15 protein-coding genes and 3 pseudogenes are annotated in these 18,489 nt (G+C 63.1%); 11 read left to right on the forward strand and 7 right to left on the reverse strand.

What is annotated here, in order from left to right; translation table 11 throughout:
- The 8 genes and pseudogenes from NTD82_RS17640 to NTD82_RS17670 form a co-directional block, all read left to right on the forward strand.
- Positions 1-685 (forward strand): annotated as a pseudogene (locus NTD82_RS17640) (carbamoyltransferase HypF); the annotation flags it as partial.
- Positions 676-903, forward strand: coding sequence for a HypC/HybG/HupF family hydrogenase formation chaperone (locus NTD82_RS17645; RefSeq protein WP_095156680.1), 228 nt, complete (start codon positions 676-678; stop codon positions 901-903). The pseudogene NTD82_RS17640 and the gene NTD82_RS17645, both read left to right, overlap by 10 nt.
- Positions 900-2,030, forward strand: coding sequence for a hydrogenase formation protein HypD (gene hypD / locus NTD82_RS17650; protein WP_262129617.1), 1,131 nt, complete (start codon positions 900-902; stop codon positions 2,028-2,030). The genes NTD82_RS17645 and hypD overlap by 4 nt, the downstream gene beginning before the upstream one ends.
- Positions 2,027-3,094 carry a hydrogenase expression/formation protein HypE gene (gene hypE, locus NTD82_RS17655; protein ID WP_262129618.1) on the forward strand — a complete coding sequence of 356 codons (1,068 nt, stop codon included), beginning with the start codon at positions 2,027-2,029 and terminating at the stop codon, positions 3,092-3,094. Before hypD ends, hypE begins: the two co-directional genes overlap by 4 nt.
- Positions 3,095-3,268: 174 nt before the next feature.
- Positions 3,269-3,427 (forward strand): annotated as a pseudogene (gene tssD, locus NTD82_RS17660) (type VI secretion system tube protein TssD); the annotation flags it as partial.
- 22 nt (positions 3,428-3,449) lie between these two features.
- Entirely contained in the window at positions 3,450-3,620 is a 171-nt protein-coding gene (locus NTD82_RS29380) for a DUF4225 domain-containing protein (protein WP_410017065.1), read from the forward strand.
- A 1,601-nt stretch (positions 3,621-5,221) separates the two neighbouring features.
- Entirely contained in the window at positions 5,222-5,911 is a 690-nt protein-coding gene (locus NTD82_RS17665) for a histidine phosphatase family protein (RefSeq protein ID WP_262129619.1), read from the forward strand.
- A gap of 2 nt (positions 5,912-5,913) precedes the next feature.
- Entirely contained in the window at positions 5,914-6,864 is a 951-nt protein-coding gene (locus NTD82_RS17670; RefSeq protein WP_262129620.1) for a phosphatase PAP2 family protein, read from the forward strand.
- Here NTD82_RS17670 and NTD82_RS17675 read toward each other — a convergent pair.
- Positions 6,752-7,852: a P1 family peptidase gene (locus NTD82_RS17675; protein WP_262129621.1), complete on the reverse strand. Its 1,101-nt coding sequence runs from the start codon at positions 7,850-7,852 to the stop codon at positions 6,752-6,754. The genes NTD82_RS17670 and NTD82_RS17675 overlap by 113 nt on opposite strands.
- A gap of 79 nt (positions 7,853-7,931) precedes the next feature.
- Positions 7,932-8,972 (reverse strand): hypothetical protein, encoded by a 1,041-nt coding sequence (locus tag NTD82_RS17680; RefSeq protein ID WP_262129622.1) that lies wholly within the window; start codon positions 8,970-8,972, stop codon positions 7,932-7,934.
- 128 nt (positions 8,973-9,100) lie between these two features.
- Between NTD82_RS17680 and NTD82_RS17685 the strand changes: the two genes are divergently transcribed.
- Positions 9,101-9,415, forward strand: coding sequence for a hypothetical protein (locus NTD82_RS17685; protein WP_095156673.1), 315 nt, complete (start codon positions 9,101-9,103; stop codon positions 9,413-9,415).
- Positions 9,416-9,441: 26 nt separating this feature from the next.
- Here the strand turns inward: NTD82_RS17685 and NTD82_RS17690 are convergent, their stop codons facing one another.
- Together NTD82_RS17690 and NTD82_RS17695 are read right to left on the reverse strand one after the other, a co-directional pair.
- Positions 9,442-9,864, reverse strand: a complete 423-nt coding sequence (locus tag NTD82_RS17690; RefSeq protein ID WP_262129623.1) for a FecR/PupR family sigma factor regulator — start codon at positions 9,862-9,864, stop codon at positions 9,442-9,444.
- Positions 9,861-10,370 (reverse strand): sigma-70 family RNA polymerase sigma factor, encoded by a 510-nt coding sequence (locus NTD82_RS17695; RefSeq protein ID WP_095156671.1) that lies wholly within the window; start codon positions 10,368-10,370, stop codon positions 9,861-9,863. Before NTD82_RS17695 ends, NTD82_RS17690 begins: the two co-directional genes overlap by 4 nt.
- A 547-nt stretch (positions 10,371-10,917) precedes the next feature.
- Between NTD82_RS17695 and NTD82_RS17700 the strand changes: the two genes are divergently transcribed.
- A complete protein-coding gene (locus tag NTD82_RS17700) occupies positions 10,918-13,209 on the forward strand; it encodes a TonB-dependent receptor (protein ID WP_095156670.1) in 2,292 nt (763 codons plus the stop codon).
- A 52-nt stretch (positions 13,210-13,261) separates the two neighbouring features.
- The gene (locus tag NTD82_RS17705; protein WP_262129624.1) at positions 13,262-14,476 is read left to right on the forward strand and encodes a dipeptidase; all 1,215 of its coding nucleotides are present in this window, start codon (positions 13,262-13,264) and stop codon (positions 14,474-14,476) included.
- A 51-nt stretch (positions 14,477-14,527) separates the two neighbouring features.
- On the opposite strand, the gene NTD82_RS29385 is transcribed toward NTD82_RS17705, so the two are convergent.
- The 3 genes and pseudogenes from NTD82_RS29385 to NTD82_RS17715 all read right to left on the reverse strand — a co-directional run bounded on the left by NTD82_RS29385 (position 14,528) and on the right by NTD82_RS17715 (position 18,457).
- On the reverse strand, positions 14,528-14,938 hold the full coding sequence (locus tag NTD82_RS29385; RefSeq protein WP_371864295.1) for a methyl-accepting chemotaxis protein: 411 nt from the start codon (positions 14,936-14,938) through the stop codon (positions 14,528-14,530).
- Positions 14,939-15,073: 135 nt separating this feature from the next.
- Positions 15,074-15,850: pseudogene (locus NTD82_RS29390) on the reverse strand (PAS domain-containing protein); the annotation flags it as partial.
- Between the two features lie 51 nt (positions 15,851-15,901).
- Positions 15,902-18,457 carry an EAL domain-containing protein gene (locus tag NTD82_RS17715; RefSeq protein ID WP_315974963.1) on the reverse strand — a complete coding sequence of 852 codons (2,556 nt, stop codon included), beginning with the start codon at positions 18,455-18,457 and terminating at the stop codon, positions 15,902-15,904.
- Positions 18,458-18,489 lie beyond the last annotated feature (32 nt).

Below are 18,489 nucleotides of genomic sequence, written 5' to 3' on the forward strand. Positions count from 1 at the left end.
TGGCGATATCGCCGCCCGCGAACCCTGGCGGTTGATGGCCGCGGCCTTGCACCTGCTGGGCCGCGACGCCGAGATCGGCCCGCGCCTGAATGCGCTGGTCGGCGCACCCGCCGCCAGCACCGTGGCGCGCATGCTCGAACGCCGTCTCAACTGCCCGTTGAGCAGCGGCGCCGGACGCTGGTTCGACGCCGCCGCCGGCATCCTCGGCCTGAGCGTTCGCCAGGCGTTCGAAGCCGAAGCCGCGATCGCCCTGGAGCAACGCGCCAGCGAGTATTTGCAACAGGCGCCAGCGCCCCGCGTCGATGGCCTCTGGTGGCTGCGCGACGATGGCCGCCTCGACCTGCTGCCGCTGCTGGCGCGGCTGTTCGATCTGGCCGATCAAGGCCGGGTCGGCGAAGGCGCCGCGCTGTTCCACCTGACCCTCGCCGCGGCCCTGGCCGATCAGGTCGGGCGCCAGTCCCGCGAGTTGCCGGTGCTGCTGGGCGGCGGCTGTTTCGCCAATCGCCTGCTCAGCGCACGCCTCGAACACCACCTCAGCGCCCAGGGCCGCCAGGTGTTCAGCGCCAACCACATTTCCTGCGGCGACGCCGGTCTGGCCGTCGGCCAGGCCTGGGTCGCCGCGCACTGGGTCGACCTCACCGGTCACAGCGCCCTGCCACTGGAGGACCTCCCCGCATGTGCCTAGCCATCCCCGCCCGCGTGGTGGAACTGCGCGACAACGATCAGGCGCTGGTCGACCTCGGCGGCATCCGCAAGGAAATCTCCCTGGCACTGGTCAGCGGCGCGCAGATCGGCGACTACGTGATCGTCCACGTCGGCTACGCCCTCGGCCTGATCGACCCGGAAGAAGCCCGGCGCACCCTGGAAATGTTCAACGAACTCGATCAGGCGCAACAGCCATGAAGTACATCGACGAATACCGCGACGGCGACCTCGCCCGGCAGATCGCCGGACGCATCCGCGAAGCCGCCCGCACCGACCGCGAATACCGCTTCATGGAATTCTGCGGCGGGCACACCCACGCCATCTCGCGCTACGGCGTGAGCGACCTGCTGCCGGGCAACATGCGCATGATCCACGGCCCCGGTTGCCCGGTGTGCGTGCTGCCGATCGGGCGCATCGACCTGGCGATCCGCCTGGCCCTGGAACAGCGGGTGATCCTCTGTAGCTACGGCGACACGATGCGCGTGCCCGCCTCCGACGGGCTCTCGCTACTGCGGGCCAAGGCCCTTGGCGCCGACATTCGGATGATCTACTCGCCGCAAGACGCGCTGAAAATCGCCGAAGCCAACCCCGGCCGCGAAGTAGTGTTCTTCGCCGTCGGCTTCGAAACCACCACGCCGCCCACCGCCCTGGTGATCCGCGAAGCCGCCCGGCGCGGCCTCGACAACTTCAGCGTACTCTGTTGCCACGTCCTCACCCCGCCGGCCATCGCCCACATCCTCGACACCCCCGCCGAACAGGCGGTGGCGCTGGACGGTTTCATTGGTCCGGCGCATGTCAGCGTGGTGATCGGCGCGGCGCCCTACGGCGAATTCGCCCGGCGCTACCAAAAGCCGGTGGTGATCGCCGGCTTCGAACCGCTGGACGTGCTGCAGGCCATTCTTATGTTGGTACAGCAGGTCAACGACGGCCGCGCCGAGGTGGAAAACGAATTCATCCGCGCCGTCAGCGACCACGGCAGCCGGCCGATGCAGGCGCTGATGGAGGAAGTCTTCGAGCTGCGCGACAGCTTCGAATGGCGCGGCCTTGGCGAGATGCCGGCCAGCGCGCGGCAGATCCGCCCGGCCTTCGCCCGCCACGACGCCGAAGCGCGCTTCGCCCTGCGCTACCAGTCGGTGCCCGACCACAAGGCTTGCGACTGCGGTCCGATCCTGCGCGGGCAGAAACAGCCCATCGACTGCCGCCTGTTCGGCACGGTGTGCACCCCGGAAAACCCGGTCGGCTCGTGCATGGTTTCCAATGAAGGCGCGTGCGCCGCGCATTACGCCTACGGGCGCTACAAAGACATCGAGGTTCACGCCGTATGAACGCCCGCTCCACGGTCAAACGCGGCTACGTACGCCCGCTCAACCTGCGCGACGGCCAGATCGAAATGGCCCACGGCGCCGGCGGCCGCGCCTCGGCGCAACTAATCGACGAGATCTTCCTGCGCGCCTTCGACAACCCCTGGCTGCGCCAGGGCAACGACGGCGCCACCCTCGCGCCGATGCTCAACCCCGGCGAGCGGCTGGTGATGGCCACCGACGCCCACGTCATCTCGCCGCTGTTCTTCCCCGGTGGCGACATCGGCAGCCTGGCGGTGCACGGCACCGTCAACGACGTCGCCATGAGCGGCGCGCAGCCGCTGTACCTGTCGGCCAGCTTCATCCTCGAAGAAGGCTTCCCCCTCGGCGACCTCAAGCGCATCGCCGACGCCATGGGCGACGCCGCCCGCCAGGCCGGCGTGGCCATCGTCACCGGCGACACCAAGGTGGTCGAGCGCGGCAAGGGCGACGGCGTCTTCATCAGCACCACCGGCATCGGCGTGGTCGCCGCCGGCATCGACACCAGCGGCCACCGCGCCCGGCCGGGGGACGTGATCCTGCTTTCCGGCAGCATCGGCGAGCATGGCGTGGCCATTCTTTCGCAGCGCGAGTCACTGGAGTTCGAGACCCAGATCCGCTCCGACAGCGCGGCGCTGCATGAACTGGTCGCCGCCCTGCTGGCCGTCGCCCCCGGCCTGCGCGTACTGCGCGACCCGACCCGTGGCGGCCTGGCCACCACCCTCAACGAAATCGCCGGACAGTCGGGCGTCGGCATGCTCCTCGACGAAGCCGCCATCCCCGTCCAGGCCCAGGTCGAAGCCGCCTGCGAACTGCTTGGCCTCGACCCGCTGTACGTGGCCAACGAAGGCAAGCTGGTGGCGATCTGCGCCGAACAGGACGCCGACGCCCTACTGCGCACCCTCCGCGCCCACCCCCTGGGCCAGAACGCCGCCCGCATCGGCACCGTCATCGCCGACGAACACGGGTTCGTGCAAATGCATACGCGGTTTGGCGGGAGGCGGATCGTGGATTGGCTGGTGGGGGAGCAGTTGCCGCGGATTTGTTAGTGCCGTGCGCCTGTCGTGCCGGCTGAAACCACCCGGCACGACAGGGACGTCATGAGTCTTACCGGGCCACACGACAAACCATAAACTTTTCGCGATTAACTTTAGGAAACATCCCACAGACGCACCCCGTGTTCGGTCTCTAGGCTGCGAACTCCGCCTACAAGGAGTTCGACCATGGCTACCCACAGCTACCTGTCCATCAAGGGCAACACAATGGACCTCATCTCGGCCGGCTGCTCCACCCAGGATTCCATCGGCAACAAATGCCAGGCCGGGCACACCGACCAGATCCTGGTGCTGTCGGTAGACCACCAGATGACCAGCATCAGCAACACCGCCCACGATCAAGCTTTCTATGTATGCAATTTTCAGAAGGAAGTTAAAATCAACCAGTTGGCGCTTATTTAGATACATCGACTCAGACTACGCAAGTGCATACAAAATGATGAGCAAAAGCTCTCTTGCTGTCGAGGCCGCTTCAGACGCGACTACCATCCTTCAAATCAGCGAAGAGTTGAAGAAATGACTACCGCAGGATTCTTTTTACTTGCACTCTGCAGTGTAGGCTGCGCTTTTTATCTAAAACAGCGGTTCTCAGGCGAACGAATAAAAAACAGACAATATGTTCCATGCGTGCTATTCAACCTGTTTTTTTGCTTCTTCTATATGAGAATATCAAATGAAGGGTGTATCACCTTTTATCATTGCCTTGTCGACATCAATAAAAACTATCCAGCACTCCCTTGGGCCTCATTTATCTGTGCAGTGCTACACGGATGTGCCATTCCTTCGAATCAGGAACCCAGGCGTTGGTTTCGAAAGAAGAGAAACAAGGTATGGAAAGACTAATGTAACGAATACCATTCGAAAATCGTGATCAACGTGCGAACATAACGAGCCTGACTAACTTCATCCACGCAATTGAAATATGGAAAATAGGCGACGTATCGCTACACGGGCGCTTCAAGCTGAGTATGGCGTAGATGCGATTGAGCACGGAAAGGCCATCAGTGACGACGGGCTGCGGGATTTAGGCGGAGCGGAAGAGAAAACCCATATCCGGAGCCAAACAAATGACTACCTTGTTTTTTATTCTGATCGCATCAGGATGCCTAGTAGCTGTCTATCTACTCAGGCTGTACTTTTCATCTGAGAACTTGAAATTCTACACCTTCCTTCTTTGCGTGTTCTTCAACTTACTATTCATCTTCACCCACATGAAGATAGTTTATCAAAAATGCATTATTTTTCTGGGTTGCTTTCCGCACTTGCACGAAGACTATCCAATCATAGCCTGGACCTCACTTTTGTATTTATTCCTTCACTGTTTCGCCTCACCGGTACGCTGGACACCGAAGGGCTGGCTTCGGAAAATCAAGAACAAACTGTGGCAATTATAATTTAACGAACGTCATCAAAAACGTGTTCACAATTTACGAGATTGGGATGTGACAAAACGGCGACGTGGCGATGAGGTGGCTTCAAGCGGGATATACCCCATTGGCATGACGCTGGATCATTCCATCGAGGAACCAGACAAGTGACAACCTTGCTGTTTACCTGCTGCACACTTCTCGGGCTTGCTATCGCATACGCCTCAAAAATCTATTTTTCAGGGAACAATTTTAAGCTTTGGATTTTTTGTTGCAGCGTCGTCCTGAACTTGGTTGCGGCCGCATTTCACATGAAGATTGCGGAGCAAAGCTGCGTTATGTTTTATGGATGCTTTCCTCAATTGCACGAGGATCATCCAGCGCTAGTGTGGATTGCGCTAGCATCAATGCTTCTTCACTTATTTGCCTTCCCGGTTGAATGGCAGCCAAAGCGCTGGCTCCGTAAGAAAAAGAACCAAAGGCGTTGATCTATAAACCATCGATATCACCCTCTGGAGCCATCAGACTCAGCGATGCGCTCACCTGAAAACACAATCAGACTGCGCGCAGAGGCTTGCAGCGCTTCGCGAGCAAGCTCGCTCCTACCGATACCAGGCCGACCGAATCGCGCCCCCCACCTCAAGGCATTTTTCACATCCGCTTCACTCCCGCTCAACACCCCGCTCCCTACAGTGCCGTCATTCCCAGGGCCTGCTCTTCGGCGGTGCCCGGTCTTTTTGTCCGGAGTGACCTCATGTTGCAAGGCGCAATCACCCATCCCGACCTTCCCCACCCGGCCAACCGACGCCGACGACTGTCCACGAGGGCGTTGGCCGTGGTGACGGGCATGCTGGTCGTGCTCGCCGGTTTCTCTACCTGGTATGCAACTCGGACACGGGTCATGGACTTTCGCAGTGAGCAACAGATGAACAGCAGCGGCCTTTTGAGCGAATGGGCCAAAGGCGCGGTGATCGTGCTGATCCGCCACGCCGAGCGCTGCGACCGCTCGGACAATACCTGCCTGAGCGATCCCGCCGGGATTACCGTGGCCGGCAGCCAGTCAGCCACCGAGGTCGGCAAAGGCATTGCGCAACTCGGTCTGCAGCATGCCGAGTTGCTGAGCAGCCCCGAGGTGCGCACCCAACAGACCGCGCACTTCCTGTTCGGCAAGGCCATCGCCACCCAGGACTGGCTCGGCCAGTGCGACCGCGACTTCGCGAAAAACGCCTTCAGCCACAAGGAGGCCGGCTATAACCTGGTCCTGGTGACCCACAGCGGCTGCATCGACCGTGTCGAGCGGCAGTTGAAAGTGCCTGGCGGGGAGCGCTCCAGCGAGTACGCCAGTGCGCTGTTCGTCTCCATGGGCAACAACGGCAAGGCGCGGATTCTCGGGCAGATGAATGCCGAGCAGTGGCAGAAACTCGTTACTCGCGCAGGGAGTTGAGCATGCCGTCTCCATCCCGCAGCCGCTTCTATCTGGTCAACCTGGGCGTTCCGCTGGCACTGGCTGTGGCGGTGTTCCTGCTGTTCGACCTCAGCAACCTCGACCGCTGGATCAGTAACCTGCTGATCGATCCGGCCAGTGGTCAGTTCCTGTTTTTTCACGATCAACTGTTCGAGAAGCTGACCCACAAATGGCCGCGTATCCTGCCGGACTGGACCGGCGAGGCGGCCATCATCGGAATGTTGCTGTCATTGCTCTGGCCTGGCCTGGCTAAGTTTTCCCATACGGCGCCGGTGCGCCTGCTGGAAACCGCGCGGATCGCCCCGGTGTTGCGCTTCACCGCCCGCCATCGCTGCGATTTCGTCTTTGTGGTGGTGGCTTTCGCCCTCTGCACCGCGGTCATTCACTACCTGAAAAGCCACACCGGCGTGTACTGCCCGGTGGAAACCACGCTGTATGGCGGCGCGCAGCCGCGCTTCGAATGGTTCGATCACTTCAGTTTGCTGGACAAGGCAGGTGACGGTCGGTGCTGGCCGGGCGGGCATGCGTCCGGCGGCTTTACCTTGTTGGCCCTGTACTTCGTCGCGCGGCGGCACCGCTGGGTTCATGCGCGCACGTTGCTGGTGGCGATTCTGGTGGTGGGGTTCATCTACGGCACCACCCGGGTGCTGCAGGGCTGGCACTACATGTCGCACACCTTCTGGGCGGGGATTTTTGTCTGGCTGACCAGTTGGACGACGGCGTTGCTGTTCTATGGCCGGCCGGCGCTGCAAGCGGCGCCGTACAGCGCCGCACGCCACGCACCCGCCGAAGGCTTCGCCGGCGCCGACGCCGCCAGACTCAGCCGCGCCAGCCCACCTCGCGCAGCGCCTTCAACAGGCGCTCGCCACTCAGCCCCGGCACGAGCACGCCCTCGGCGCTGCACATGTCGGTGCCGGCCAGCAGTGCATTGACGATGGCCTCTTCCACCGCCTCGGCCGCGGCCAGGAACAACGGGCTGATATGGTCGTTGTTGACCATCTGCACCGCCTGGGAAAAGGCGATGCCCTGGCGTCCGTAGCCGGCCGGGGGCAGTTGCTGGTCGGCGGTGGAGAAGGCGATGAACAGGTCGCCGCTGGAGTCCTCGGTGCCGCCGCCGGTGCGGGCGATGCCGATGGTGGCGCGCTGCGCCAGGCGCTGGCACTGATGGGGCAGCAGCGGCGCGTCGGTGGCGATGACCACTACGATCGAGCCCATGCCCGGTTCGCCACGCGCGGCGAACGGCGACGGCAGGTCATCCAGCACCCGCCCCACCGGATAACCATCGACGCGCAATTGCTGACGCTGACCATGATTGGCCTGGACCAGCGCGCCGACCGTCCAGCCGCCCTGCGCCGCCGGTAACTTGCGCGAAGCGCTGCCGATGCCGCCCTTGAACTCATGACAGATCATCCCGGTGCCACCGCCCACCGCGCCTTCGCTCACCGGCCCGGCTTTCGCGTCGGCCAGCGCCTCGCGGACATGCTCGGGGCGCACATGCTGCCCCCAGATATCGTTGAGCACGCCGTCGTAGGTTTCCATCACCACCGGCATGCACCAGTACACCGACGGGTCGGCCAGCGCATCGCGTTCGGCCGCCACCAGCGCATCCCGCACCACGCCGACACTGTGGGTGTTGGTGATGGCGATGGGCGTGCTCAGCAGGCCGGCCTCGCGAATCCACTCCAGGCCGGTGGCGTCGCCATTGCCGTTCAGCACATGCACGCCGGCGAAGCATGGCTGCAACCGCGCCTCGCCGGCCCGCGGTTGCACCACCGTGACGCCAGTGCGGACCTGCTTGCCGTCGGCGGCGTTGGCCAGCACGGTGCTGTGGCCGACACGAACACCGGGCACATCGGTGATGGCATTGAATTCGCCGGGCGTACCGACACCGACGCGGATACCGAGTTGACGAGCGCGCATGAAAACTCCCTGGAAATGATCGGACCTGTAGCCAATCTAGCCGGCCCACAGCAGTGAGCCAATGACCGCGGACGTCGGCCTAGCGCCCGAACAACACCGCCCGCGCCGCCTCGGAAGGCAACACACAGGTCACATCGTGCCCGCACCCCGGCACCACGATCATTCGCCGGGCCCGTTGCGGTTTAAGCAGTGTTTGCTCGTAGGCCGTATAGGCCAGGCCCCTTTGCAAACGGAAAGGGCCTTGCGCCATGGCCGCGCAGGATGTGTCGAGAATCGGGTAGAACGCGCCTTTCGCGGTGCTGCTGTCCAGCGCGCCCTCGAGATAATCCACCGCCGTCGCCCCATAGCGCGCCCGCGCCTGCTCCGCGCTGCGGCCAAGATAGCCAGGCAAGGCCTGAACGCCGTATTTCCAGTGGTCATAGCCGGGGCACGCTTCGGGCACCTGAAAGGTGAAACGACAGCCAGCAGCGCACGCGGCCCATCCGCCCTCGGGCAAAGGCCGCACGGGATCGAAATAAAGCCAACTGCCCGGATCGGCGATCACATAACGCACCGCGATGCTCGCCGGCGGATCGGCGGCGAAACCGATGCTGTGCTGCAACATCTGCGCCCCCGCCGAAAACCCGGCCAGGGTCACGCTGCGCACGCTCGGCCACTGCCTGTGCAGTTCCACCAGCAGCGCGTCGAGGGCGGCGAAGGCGCCGATCGGCTGAGGGCCCAGCGAAGGTTCGCCCGCGAGCCATCCGGCGCAGGTCCACAGCGCGTCGCCCGCTTGCGCAAGCGGTACGCCACGGGTGTGGCAACGGTTGGCGTCGGCCACCTGGTACAGCGGCGCGACCACCAGGGTGTCGGCCAATCGTCCCGCCTCGCGCACCGCACGCAGGCCGGCCTCGAAACTGCGATTGGCGTCCCGTGGGTGACCATGCATCACAAGCAGCACCGACTGCGGCGCAGGGGCGGAATCCGATGCGTAGAAGCTCATGCGCCCCGCCTGCTCCGGCAGTTCGAATGACCGCAAACAGGCGGAACCGGCGCGTTCGGCGCAAGCGCCGTCCTCGGCAGCCAACACCCGCAGCGGCGCCAGCATCAACAGCAACGCCCACAGCACTAACCTCATCATCACTTCACACCCTTCGCGACCAGGCTTTCATCGTAGCCTCGACTGGGCCACAGAATCGCCTCGCGAACTGGAAACCGCACAAAGCCCTCCTGTAACCTCCCGCAAAATCCCCCGAATAGCAGCCCAACGTGACGACCCCGACCCTGAAACCCCGCGAGGCCTACCAGATTCTTCGAGACATCGCCCAGGGCATTCGGCCGATGCGCCGGATCGGTGAGCAAGGCTGGCTGGAGAGTGGCGGCGGGCTGCTGACCGTGGAAGTCGATGGCTGGGTGTTCACCCTGCACAACGACGGCGACCGGCTGAGCCACTGCGATCGCTGCTACGACCCCGAAGGCGCCGCCTATCTGTACGACACCGCGCACCCATACGGCACCAACCCGGTGGAGTTCATGAGCCAGTGGGAAGTGCAGCAGGTGGAGCGGATGTTGAGGGCGCTTTAGAGGCCTACACCTTCTGCGCTAGCCAGTCACTTGCACGACGTTGAGCGGCGGGCTCTGCTGGAGGATCTCCAGCGTCTGCCGGCAATCATCCCACGAAAGGTGCTGGGCTCGCGCCCGTCGCACCAGGCGTCCTGGGGCGAACTGGCCAGCCAGCCCGCGCCCCCCAGCAGCAGGCTGAGACCCAACGCCGTACACAGGAAGGTGCGGCGACCATCGGACTGTTCGAGACTGCGCAACAACGGCTGACTGGCGCGACCCCGCCACGGCGATTGCTGGAACTGCGCCAGCCCCGCCAGCAGGCGCTGGTACACCTGGCGATGGTGGCTGGAACGGCTGCGCCAGTGCTCCAGTTCAGCGTAGAGGTGATCGTCGAAGTCACCCGACTGCAAGCGCACCATCCAGTCGATGGCCTCCTCCGCCACCGGGTCGTCGAGACGCTGCTCGTTCATGCTTGCAACCCTCGGTAACAGCAGCGCAGAGCCTGGGCCATGAGTTGATGAATGCGCCCGAGGGACAATCCCAGGCGGCCCTGGATCTGCACGTAGGTGAGTCCCTCGAGCTGACTGAGCACGAACACCGTGCGCGACTGGCTGGACAAGCCATCGAGCAGCCGGTCGATAGCGACCAGGCTCTCGATGAGCATCAGTTGCTCCTGCGGCGAGTGCTGGAATTCTTCCGGCACCAGGGCCAATGCCTGCAGACAGGCTTTTTCCAGGTCACGGCGCCGCCAGGTTTCGTACATCAGGCGCTGGGCAATGGTGGTCAACAGCGCGCGCGGCTCGCGGATCGCGCCTGGGTCGGGGAGCATCCACACCCGCAGAAAGGTTTCGGCGGCGAGATCTTCGGCGCTGTGGCGACAGCCGGTGCGAAACGCCAGGCGCGTGTGCAACCAGGCGTAATGCTCGCGAAAAATACGGGTTACGGTCTGCTGTTTGGGCAGGTTTTCCACATCCATGGTCTGACAATCTTCTGAGGGACTGCGCACGCCATCGGACAAGAAGGTGGTGGCCGGTCAAGGGATCGGTTGACTGCTTCCCTGGCAGTTGGGTCGAGTGTGCCCCAGGGAAATCACGCTGAAAAAGAATAAAAAATCGTAGAGACATGAAAGTTTTGCATATATGCGCCGCGCCCAACGGTTCCTTGGCGTGCACCTGAATTGCCCCTCCATCTCGCCTTGAATCAGCGTGCCAGCGCCCGCCAGTGGTTATAGCCACCTGACAAGATGTTCTAAATGATTGACTGAAAATCCCGGGCTCTCGTTGCTCAAGGTGGGAAACAACGGCCAGTAGACCACTGCGCTTCACCGACCCGGAGTTTTATCCATGCCCCGACGTTTTCCCCCGCCTCCCTGACGTGCGCACGAGCCATTCGGCACGTGCGGGCGGTTCGGGATCGTCCCGCCCCCGCGCCCGAATACGCCCCGCATGATTTTCCCGACAGCCTGCGGCTGTTCGCCCACGGCGCCAGCGGGCGCTGATGGAACTCTTTGGCAAGGATCGCTCATGATTCACCACGTCCCGCTGTTCTCGCGCAAACACCTGCCCGGCCTGCTGGTCGGCGGCCTGCTCACCGCCCCTGCCTGGGCCGCCGATACCACCCTGGACAAGGTCCAGGTGGTCGGTGCCCGCGTCACCGAAGCCAGCGCCGCCATCGGCGAAGACCGCATCAGCAACACCCTGAGCATCTCGCACCAGGCGCTGCTTTCAGCGCCCGCAGGCACCTCGGGCCTGAAAATGCTCGAAGCCCTGCCCGGCTTCAACGTGCAGGTCAACGATGCGCTGGGCCTTTATGAGTTCGGCAATTCGGTGTTCGTGCGGGCGTTCAACCTGCAACAGATCGGTTTCTCGCTCGACGGCGTGCCGCTGGGGCGCAGCGACCAGTTCGGCGGCAGCCCGATCTATCGCTACGTGGACAACGAGAACACCGAGCGGGTGACCGCCTCCACCGGTGCCGGTGATGTCACCCAGTCCGGCTATGCCTCGCTCGGGCCTTATGTCGATTACCAGACCATCGACCCGTCCCCGGAGCCGGGTGCGAGCCTGTCCTACACCTTGGGCAGCGACAGCCTGCGGCGCAGCTTCGTGCGTCTGCAGACCGGCGAACACCAGGGGCTGTCGGCCTATGTCAGCCGCTCGAAGATCGACGGCGACCTGTGGCGCGGCCCCGGCACCATCGACCGCGAACACCTGGAGGCCAAGGTCCGCTACCGCTTCGGCGAGGACAACAGCGTCTGGCTCCGCGCGGTGCACAACTCGTTCTTCGACTACGACTCGCCCTACGTGAGCCTGGCGCAGTACCACGGCACCGCCAACGACGCGTTTGGCCGCTCCGGGCGCGACTTCGCCTACCTCGATTACCTCCCCGACCTGCCCGAGACCGCGCCGGGCGTGCCGTACAGCAACAGCGGCTACAACCAGTACTACAAGCAAGCCATCAACCAGCGCCGCGACACGCTCTACAGCCTCGGCGGACAATTCCGCCTGAACGACAACCTGAGCCAATACGCCACGCTCTATTACGAGGGCAAGCGCGGCTACGGCGTATCGCCCGAGGCCTACGCCACCTCGCTGGCCCTGCACAATGCCGAGAGCAACGTGCCCGGGCTGGTCGATCCACGGGGCGTGCAGTACGGACTCTCGGCACTCAGCGGGCATCGCTACGGCGCGCGCACCGGCTTGCAATGGGACCTCGGCGCCCATCGCCTGGAAGCCGGCGTGTGGGCCGAGAAAGACGTCTTCAACCGCTTGCAGGCGCGCTACAACCTCGTCGGAGGCAGCCCGGCGGGTGAGCCGTTACGCAACGAGCCGGTGCACTTGCAGGGTGATTTCACCTCCACCCGTGACTCGCTGCAACTGCACCTGAAAGACACCTGGGCGCTGCTCGATGACCGCCTGCTCGTGCAATACGGGTTCAAGCGCCTCGAACTGGACTACCGCATCGAAGGCCAACGCAACGCCGGCGACTACATCAACGGCCGCAACCCGCGCCTGTCGACGACCTGGCGCGACGGTTTCCTGCCGCAACTGGGGGCGGTCTACAACCTCACCGACAGCAGCCAGTTGTTCGCCTCGTACTCCGAGAACATGGCATTACCGCGTGGCGCCGACGACATCTACCGTGCCGCCAGCCCCCAGGCACCGGCGCCGGAAGCGGAGCGGGCGAAGAACTACGAGCTTGGCTGGCGCCTCAATCGCCCCACGTTCAACGCCGCCTGGGCGCTGTACCGCAGTGATTTCGACAACCGCCTGCAAGCCTTCGCCTCACCGGTGCCCGGCAGCAGCCAGGTCGAAACCTTCTACCAGAACGTCGGCAAGGCGCAGGCCTACGGCACTGAACTGAGCGGCCAGTGGAAACCCGGCGTGCTGGGTGGCCAGGTGATCCTCAACGGAGCCCTCACCTACAACCGGGCCCAGTTCCAGGACGACGCCGCGGGCCTGGCCCTGAGCGGCAACGACCTGCCCGACAGCCCGCGCTGGCTGGGCCAGACCGGCATCACCTGGGAAATCACACCGTGGGCGATCCTCAACCTTTCGGCGCGCTACATCGGTGAGCGCTACAGCAACTTCACCAACAGCGAACAGGTCCCCGGTTACACGCTCTACAACGCCTACCTGGACCTGGGCGGCGAAGCCTGGGGCAACGGCGCGCTGAAAAGCGTCAAGTTGCGCTTTAACGTCGACAACCTCTTCGACAAGGACTACCTGGGCTACATCCTCACCAGCACCACCGGCCCCGCGGTGTACCGCCCGGGTTCGCCGCGCACCTTCCAGACCACCCTGAGTGTGGACTTCTGACCGCCCTGGCCGCGCCCGCCAGGCGCGGCCGCTGATTTCTGGAGCCTGCCCCATGAAGCCAATGCTGTTCACCCTTGCTCTGGCGAGCCTGACGGCCCATGCCGCCAGCGTGCCGGAGCCCACCGCTGTCAGCCCGGACACTCTCGCCTTGCATCAGCGCCTGCTGGTCCTCGACAGCCACCTCGATACGCCCTTGCAACTGACCCGCCCCGGCTGGGACATCAACCAGCGCCACGACACCCAGATCGATGGCAGCCAGGTCGATCTGCCGCGCATGCGCGAAGGCGGGCTGGATGGCGGCTTCTTCGCCATCTACACCCCCCAGGGTCCACGGGACGAAGCCGGGCTCGCCCATGCCAGTGCCTATGGCCTGGCGACCCTGCAGCGCATCCGCGACATGATCGACCGCCAGCCGCAACAGTTCGCCCTGGCACGCACCGCCGACGACGCCCGGCGCATCGCCGCGAGCGGCAAGCGGGTGGTGTTCATCAGCATGGAGAATGCCGAACCGCTGGCGGCCGACCCTGAGCTGTTGCGCACCTACCAGCGCCAGGGCCTGAGCATGCTCGGGCTGGTGCATTTCGCCAGCAACAGTTTTGCCGACTCGGCCACCGCCCTGCCCGAGTGGCACGGGCTGAATGACAAAGGCCGGGCACTGGTGCGCGAAGCCAACCGGCTGGGCATTCTGCTGGACGTGTCGCATGCGTCCAACGCCGTGCTCGACCAGGTACTGGTGTTGTCCACAGTGCCGGTCATTGCCTCGCATTCCAGCAGCCACGCGATCAACGCCCACCCGCGCAACCTCGACGATGAGCGCCTGCGCAAATTGGCGACCAAGGGCGGTGTGATCCAGGTCACGGCTTACAGCGACTACCTGGTGCCGCTCACGCCCAACCCTGAACGCAACAAGGCCCTGGCCGCGCTGGGCGCGCGCTTTCGCAACATCGCCGCGCTCAGCCCGGAGCAGGCCCGGGGGTTGTTTGCCGAACGGGCCGAGATCGACCGGCGCTACCCGCAACCGCGAGCGGACCTGGAGGTGTTCATGAAACACCTGCTGCATGTGCTGGAGGTGGTCGGCCCGCGTCACGTCGGGATCGGTGCCGACTGGGATGGCGGTGGCGGCGTGATCGGGCTGGAGGATGTGAGCCAACTGCCCCGGGTCAGCCAGCGATTGCTGGATGCCGGGTACAGCGAACAGGACCTGGCGGCTATCTGGGGCGGGAATCTGTTGCGGGTGTTGCAGGAGGCACAGGCCGGGGCGGGTTGAACCCTCAGGATCGAGCGCCGCGTGGGCGGCGCTGGATTTCCCGTCCGGCCCTCAAACCGACAATTGATTGGTGAACTGCCCCACGGCATTCACCACCTTCTGCGCCCCGTCCTGAATCTCGACGATAACGGTCCCGGCCTGCGCAGACAGTTCGAGGCCCTGCTCGGCATGGCGCTTGCCCTGTTCGATGATGCGCACGGCTTCTTCGGCCAGTTTCTGGTTCTGGGTCACGACGTCGACGATTTCTTCGGTCGCCTTGGTGGTGCGCGACGCCAGTTGCCTGACTTCATCGGCGACCACCGCGAACCCCCGCCCCTGTTCGCCCGCCCGCGCCGCTTCGATCGCCGCGTTCAAGGCCAGCAGGTTGGTCTGGTCGGCAATGCCGCCGATGCTTTTGACGATGCTGCCAACGATCTGCGACTGCTTGTCCAGCGCCGCGATACCTTCCACCGCCGCAGTCATTTGCACCGCCAGGCCCTGGATGACATCGACGGTTTCCTGGATGACGACGCTGCCGCGCCGGGCGCTGTCGTCGGTCTGTTGCGAGGTGGTGAAGGCGATTTCCGCCGCCTGCGACACGGCGATCTCGCGGTTGACCTGGTCGGTGATGACCGTGGCGAACTTGACGATCTTGTACAGCCGGCCATGGGCGTCGGAAATGGGGTTGTAGGTCGCTTCCAGCCAGACCACATGGCCGTGGCTGTCGATGCGCTTGAAGCGATCGGCGATGAACTCGCCCCGGCGCAGTTTTTCCCAGAACCGCTCGTAGCCCGCAGAACCCTGCTCTTCGGCGTCGCAGAACACCCGATGGTGTTTGCCCTGGATGCCTTTGAGGGTGTAACCCATCGCATTGAGGAACCGCTCATTGGCGTTCAGCACCGTGCCCTGCAGGTCGAATTCGACCACGGCGGTGGAACGTTGCAGGGCCTCGATAAGGTTTTCCCGCTCCCGCGAGGTTTCGATGGTGCGGGTCAGGTCGTTGGCGTACAGCGAGACATAGTCGATCTGCCCGCGTGCGTTCCTGACCGGCTGCACGATCGCCCGCAGCCAGGCCTCGTTACCGTTGCCACGGCGCAGTTGCAGGGCGCCGGCCCAGTGCTCGCCGCTCTGGATCGCGCGCTTCATGAGGCCGAAGTGGTTGGTGCTCTGGGCATACTCCGGCACCAGGCCGAAAATGACCTTGCGCTCAACAGCGCTGGCCGCGTACTGCATTTCCTTGAGGAAGTTGCCGTTGGCATAGGTGATTTCACCTTGCGAGCTCAACGTCAGGACGAGCATTTCACTGTCCAGGCTGTCCTTGACCTGTTCGAGCGACGAGAGCTTTTCACGCGCTTCTGCAAGCTCCTGCTTGAGCCGCCGATATGCTGAAAACATGAGGAAGTCCTCCAATTACGAGAGAGATAAGCAGCGTGCACCTTCAATACGTCAGTACTTCGTCATCCAGGCTTCCAGGTCGTGCGGCGTCAGCGGCTTCGACAGCAGGTAACCCTGGGCAACGTGGTACCCCTGATCCTTGAGAATCTTGTACTGGCCTTGCTCCTCGACCCCTTCGGCAACCACCTTCAGGCGAAGGCTGTCGCCGATGCGCATCACTGCGTCACTGAGCGCACGACTGGTTTCATCCGCTTCAAGATCCAGCACGAAGCTACGGTCCAGCTTCAATTCCTGGATGGGTAGTTTGCGAAGGTAACTCAAGCTTGAGTAGCCTGTCCCGAAATCATCCATGGCCAGTTTGATGCCGCGTTCGCTGAGGTCGTGAAGAACTTTCATGGTCCCGGGGTTGGTGTCGAGCAGCAGGTTTTCGGTGAGTTCGATGGTCAGGTCCTTGGCCGCCAGGCCATGTTGATCGAGCACGTTGCCGATCATCCCGGCCAGGTCCAGATTGTGGAAGTTGCTGGGCGACAGGTTCACCGACACCGACGGGATGTTCAGGCCCTTGCGACGCCACACCGCCAGTTGCCGGCAGGCCTCCTTGACCGCCCAGTGACCCAGTTCGGTAATCAGCCCGCACTCCTCCGCCAGCGGGATGAAGCGCGCGGGCGAGACCACGCCGAAGGTCGGGTGCGTCCAACGGGCCAGGGCTTCGACGCCATAGACCTGGCCGTCGTCGATATTGACCTGCGGTTGGTAGTTGAGGTGCAGGCCGCCCTGTTCGATGGCGTCGCGCAGGGCATTTTCCAGGGCCTGGCGTTCCTGGGCCAGCTCGTTCAGTTCATGGCTGAAGAAACTGAAACGGCCGCGGCCCGAGTGCTTGGCCTGGTACATGGCCATGTCGGCGCGGTGGATCAGGGTGCCCATGTCATGGCCGTCGCGCGGGTAGATGCTGACGCCCATGCTGGCGGACGGCGAGAAACACGAGCCGGCGATCTGGCAGGGCTGGGAAATCGCGTGCTTGATGTCCTCGATCGCCTCGGTGACGTTGTCGCTGTCGCAATTGGGCAGGACGATGACGAACTCATCGCCAGACAGCCGGCCAACGATGTCGGCGGCGTTCCGGTTGGCATTGAGGCGCTGGGCGATCAATTTGAGCAACGCGTCGCCCGCCGGATGGCCCAGCGAATCATTGATCTGCTTGAAGCGGTCCAAGTCGATGAACAGCACCGCCAGCGCGGTTTTGGTCCGCCGCGCCTCGATCAGCGCGTGATCGGCCTTGGCGTGCAACAGGCTGCGGTTGGGCAGTTGCGTCAGGCTGTCGTAGAACGCCAGTTGGCGAATGCTCTCGCGGTTGACCTCGCGCTCCATGGCCAGCGCGCACAGCGGAATGATCACATCGACCATCTGCTGGTGCAGAACCGACGGCGTGCGGTGGTCGCTGTAGTAGAAGGCCAACACACCGATGGCGAGGCCCTTGGCGCTCTTGATCGGGATGGACCAGCAGCTCTTGATTCCCTGGTCGAGGAATTCGTCGCGGATCAACGCCCAGCGCGGGTCGCTGCCGATGTCCCGGACAAACACGATCTCGCCCCGCTCAGCCGCAAGGCTGGAGGAGCCGATGCCGTTCTTGATCGGCATGCCTTCGAGCAAATGCCCGTAACGCTCGGAGAAGCTCGGCGCCGCCAACGGGTGCATGGCGCCGTCTTCATCGACCTGGATCACCGTTGCGCGGATCTCCGGCGACATCCGCTCGACTTCCTTGCACAGCAGATCCATCACGGACTCCAGCGGCATCTCCCGCACCATCGCGTCGAGAATGCAATGTTGCAGCACTTCATGGATCTTTGACGCGGTGATATCGGTCAATACCGTCACGGTGTGGGCAAGTTCGCCATTGGCGCCAATCACCGGGTTGATTGCAACATCGCACCAGATACGTTCGCCGCCTTTGACTTTCAATAACTCTTCGAGGCGGAATGAACGGCCGCCTTTCAAACCCTCTTGAACCCGGGCAATACGCGCCGAGGGCAAATGCGGCACCAGTAACTTCGCGGGTTTGCAGCCTTCAACTTCACTGAAGTCATAACCAAAAATCTTGGCAAAACCTTTATTCGCGTAAACCACGCCGCCACTGCCATCGGTAATAAAGATCGCATTATCGGTTTGATCGGCGACCATCGATAACAGTTTGATGCGTTTGCGTTCCTTTCGCTGTTCCGTCACATCTTTGACAAATGCGGTGAATAATATCTGGCCCTCACTGACGACCCGCGAAATCGACATCGAACCCCAGCGTTGCGTGCCGTCTTTTTTATGAATGGGTACATCCCGGGTCGTACCGACAATCTTGTTGATACCGGTGCGTCGATTGGAGTCGACATAGCCATCATGTTTACTGCGGATGTTTTCCGGCACCAGCATGCTGACATTTTTTCCAAGCACTTCTTCCCTGGAAAATCCCCACAACTTTTCCGCGGCTGCATTGAACAACACCACACAGTTGCAGGTGTCGATTACAACCACACTGTCGATGGCTTGTTCCAGCGTTTGCACGAAAACATCAGAGAGGTTTTGGGAAATAGGCATCAACTCGATCCGAAAAAACATATGTACAGTTGCGAAGGCACGGCAAGCCCGAT

The sequence above is a fragment of the Pseudomonas sp. 5P_5.1_Bac1 genome (genome assembly GCF_025466015.1).
Taxonomy (GTDB): Bacteria; Pseudomonadota; Gammaproteobacteria; order Pseudomonadales; family Pseudomonadaceae; genus Aquipseudomonas.

What these genes read in the sequence shown, in the direction of transcription:
- NTD82_RS17715 (WP_315974963.1), bottom strand. Translation starts at nt 18,457, where the DNA reads ATGTTTTTTCGGATCGAGTTGATGCCTATTTCCCAAAACCTCTCTGAT.
- NTD82_RS17675 (WP_262129621.1), bottom strand. Translation starts at nt 7,852, where the DNA reads ATGCGCGCTCGTCAACTCGGTATCCGCGTCGGTGTCGGTACGCCCGGC.
- NTD82_RS17705 (WP_262129624.1), top strand. Translation starts at nt 13,262, where the DNA reads ATGAAGCCAATGCTGTTCACCCTTGCTCTGGCGAGCCTGACGGCCCAT.
- NTD82_RS17645 (WP_095156680.1), top strand. Translation starts at nt 676, where the DNA reads ATGTGCCTAGCCATCCCCGCCCGCGTGGTGGAACTGCGCGACAACGAT.
- NTD82_RS29380 (WP_410017065.1), top strand. Translation starts at nt 3,450, where the DNA reads ATGTATGCAATTTTCAGAAGGAAGTTAAAATCAACCAGTTGGCGCTTA.
- hypD (WP_262129617.1), top strand. Translation starts at nt 900, where the DNA reads ATGAAGTACATCGACGAATACCGCGACGGCGACCTCGCCCGGCAGATC.
- NTD82_RS17695 (WP_095156671.1), bottom strand. Translation starts at nt 10,370, where the DNA reads ATGGATGTGGAAAACCTGCCCAAACAGCAGACCGTAACCCGTATTTTT.
- NTD82_RS17690 (WP_262129623.1), bottom strand. Translation starts at nt 9,864, where the DNA reads ATGAACGAGCAGCGTCTCGACGACCCGGTGGCGGAGGAGGCCATCGAC.
- NTD82_RS29385 (WP_371864295.1), bottom strand. Translation starts at nt 14,938, where the DNA reads ATGACTGCGGCGGTGGAAGGTATCGCGGCGCTGGACAAGCAGTCGCAG.
- hypE (WP_262129618.1), top strand. Translation starts at nt 2,027, where the DNA reads ATGAACGCCCGCTCCACGGTCAAACGCGGCTACGTACGCCCGCTCAAC.
- NTD82_RS17680 (WP_262129622.1), bottom strand. Translation starts at nt 8,972, where the DNA reads ATGATGAGGTTAGTGCTGTGGGCGTTGCTGTTGATGCTGGCGCCGCTG.
- NTD82_RS17700 (WP_095156670.1), top strand. Translation starts at nt 10,918, where the DNA reads ATGATTCACCACGTCCCGCTGTTCTCGCGCAAACACCTGCCCGGCCTG.
- NTD82_RS17665 (WP_262129619.1), top strand. Translation starts at nt 5,222, where the DNA reads ATGTTGCAAGGCGCAATCACCCATCCCGACCTTCCCCACCCGGCCAAC.
- NTD82_RS17670 (WP_262129620.1), top strand. Translation starts at nt 5,914, where the DNA reads ATGCCGTCTCCATCCCGCAGCCGCTTCTATCTGGTCAACCTGGGCGTT.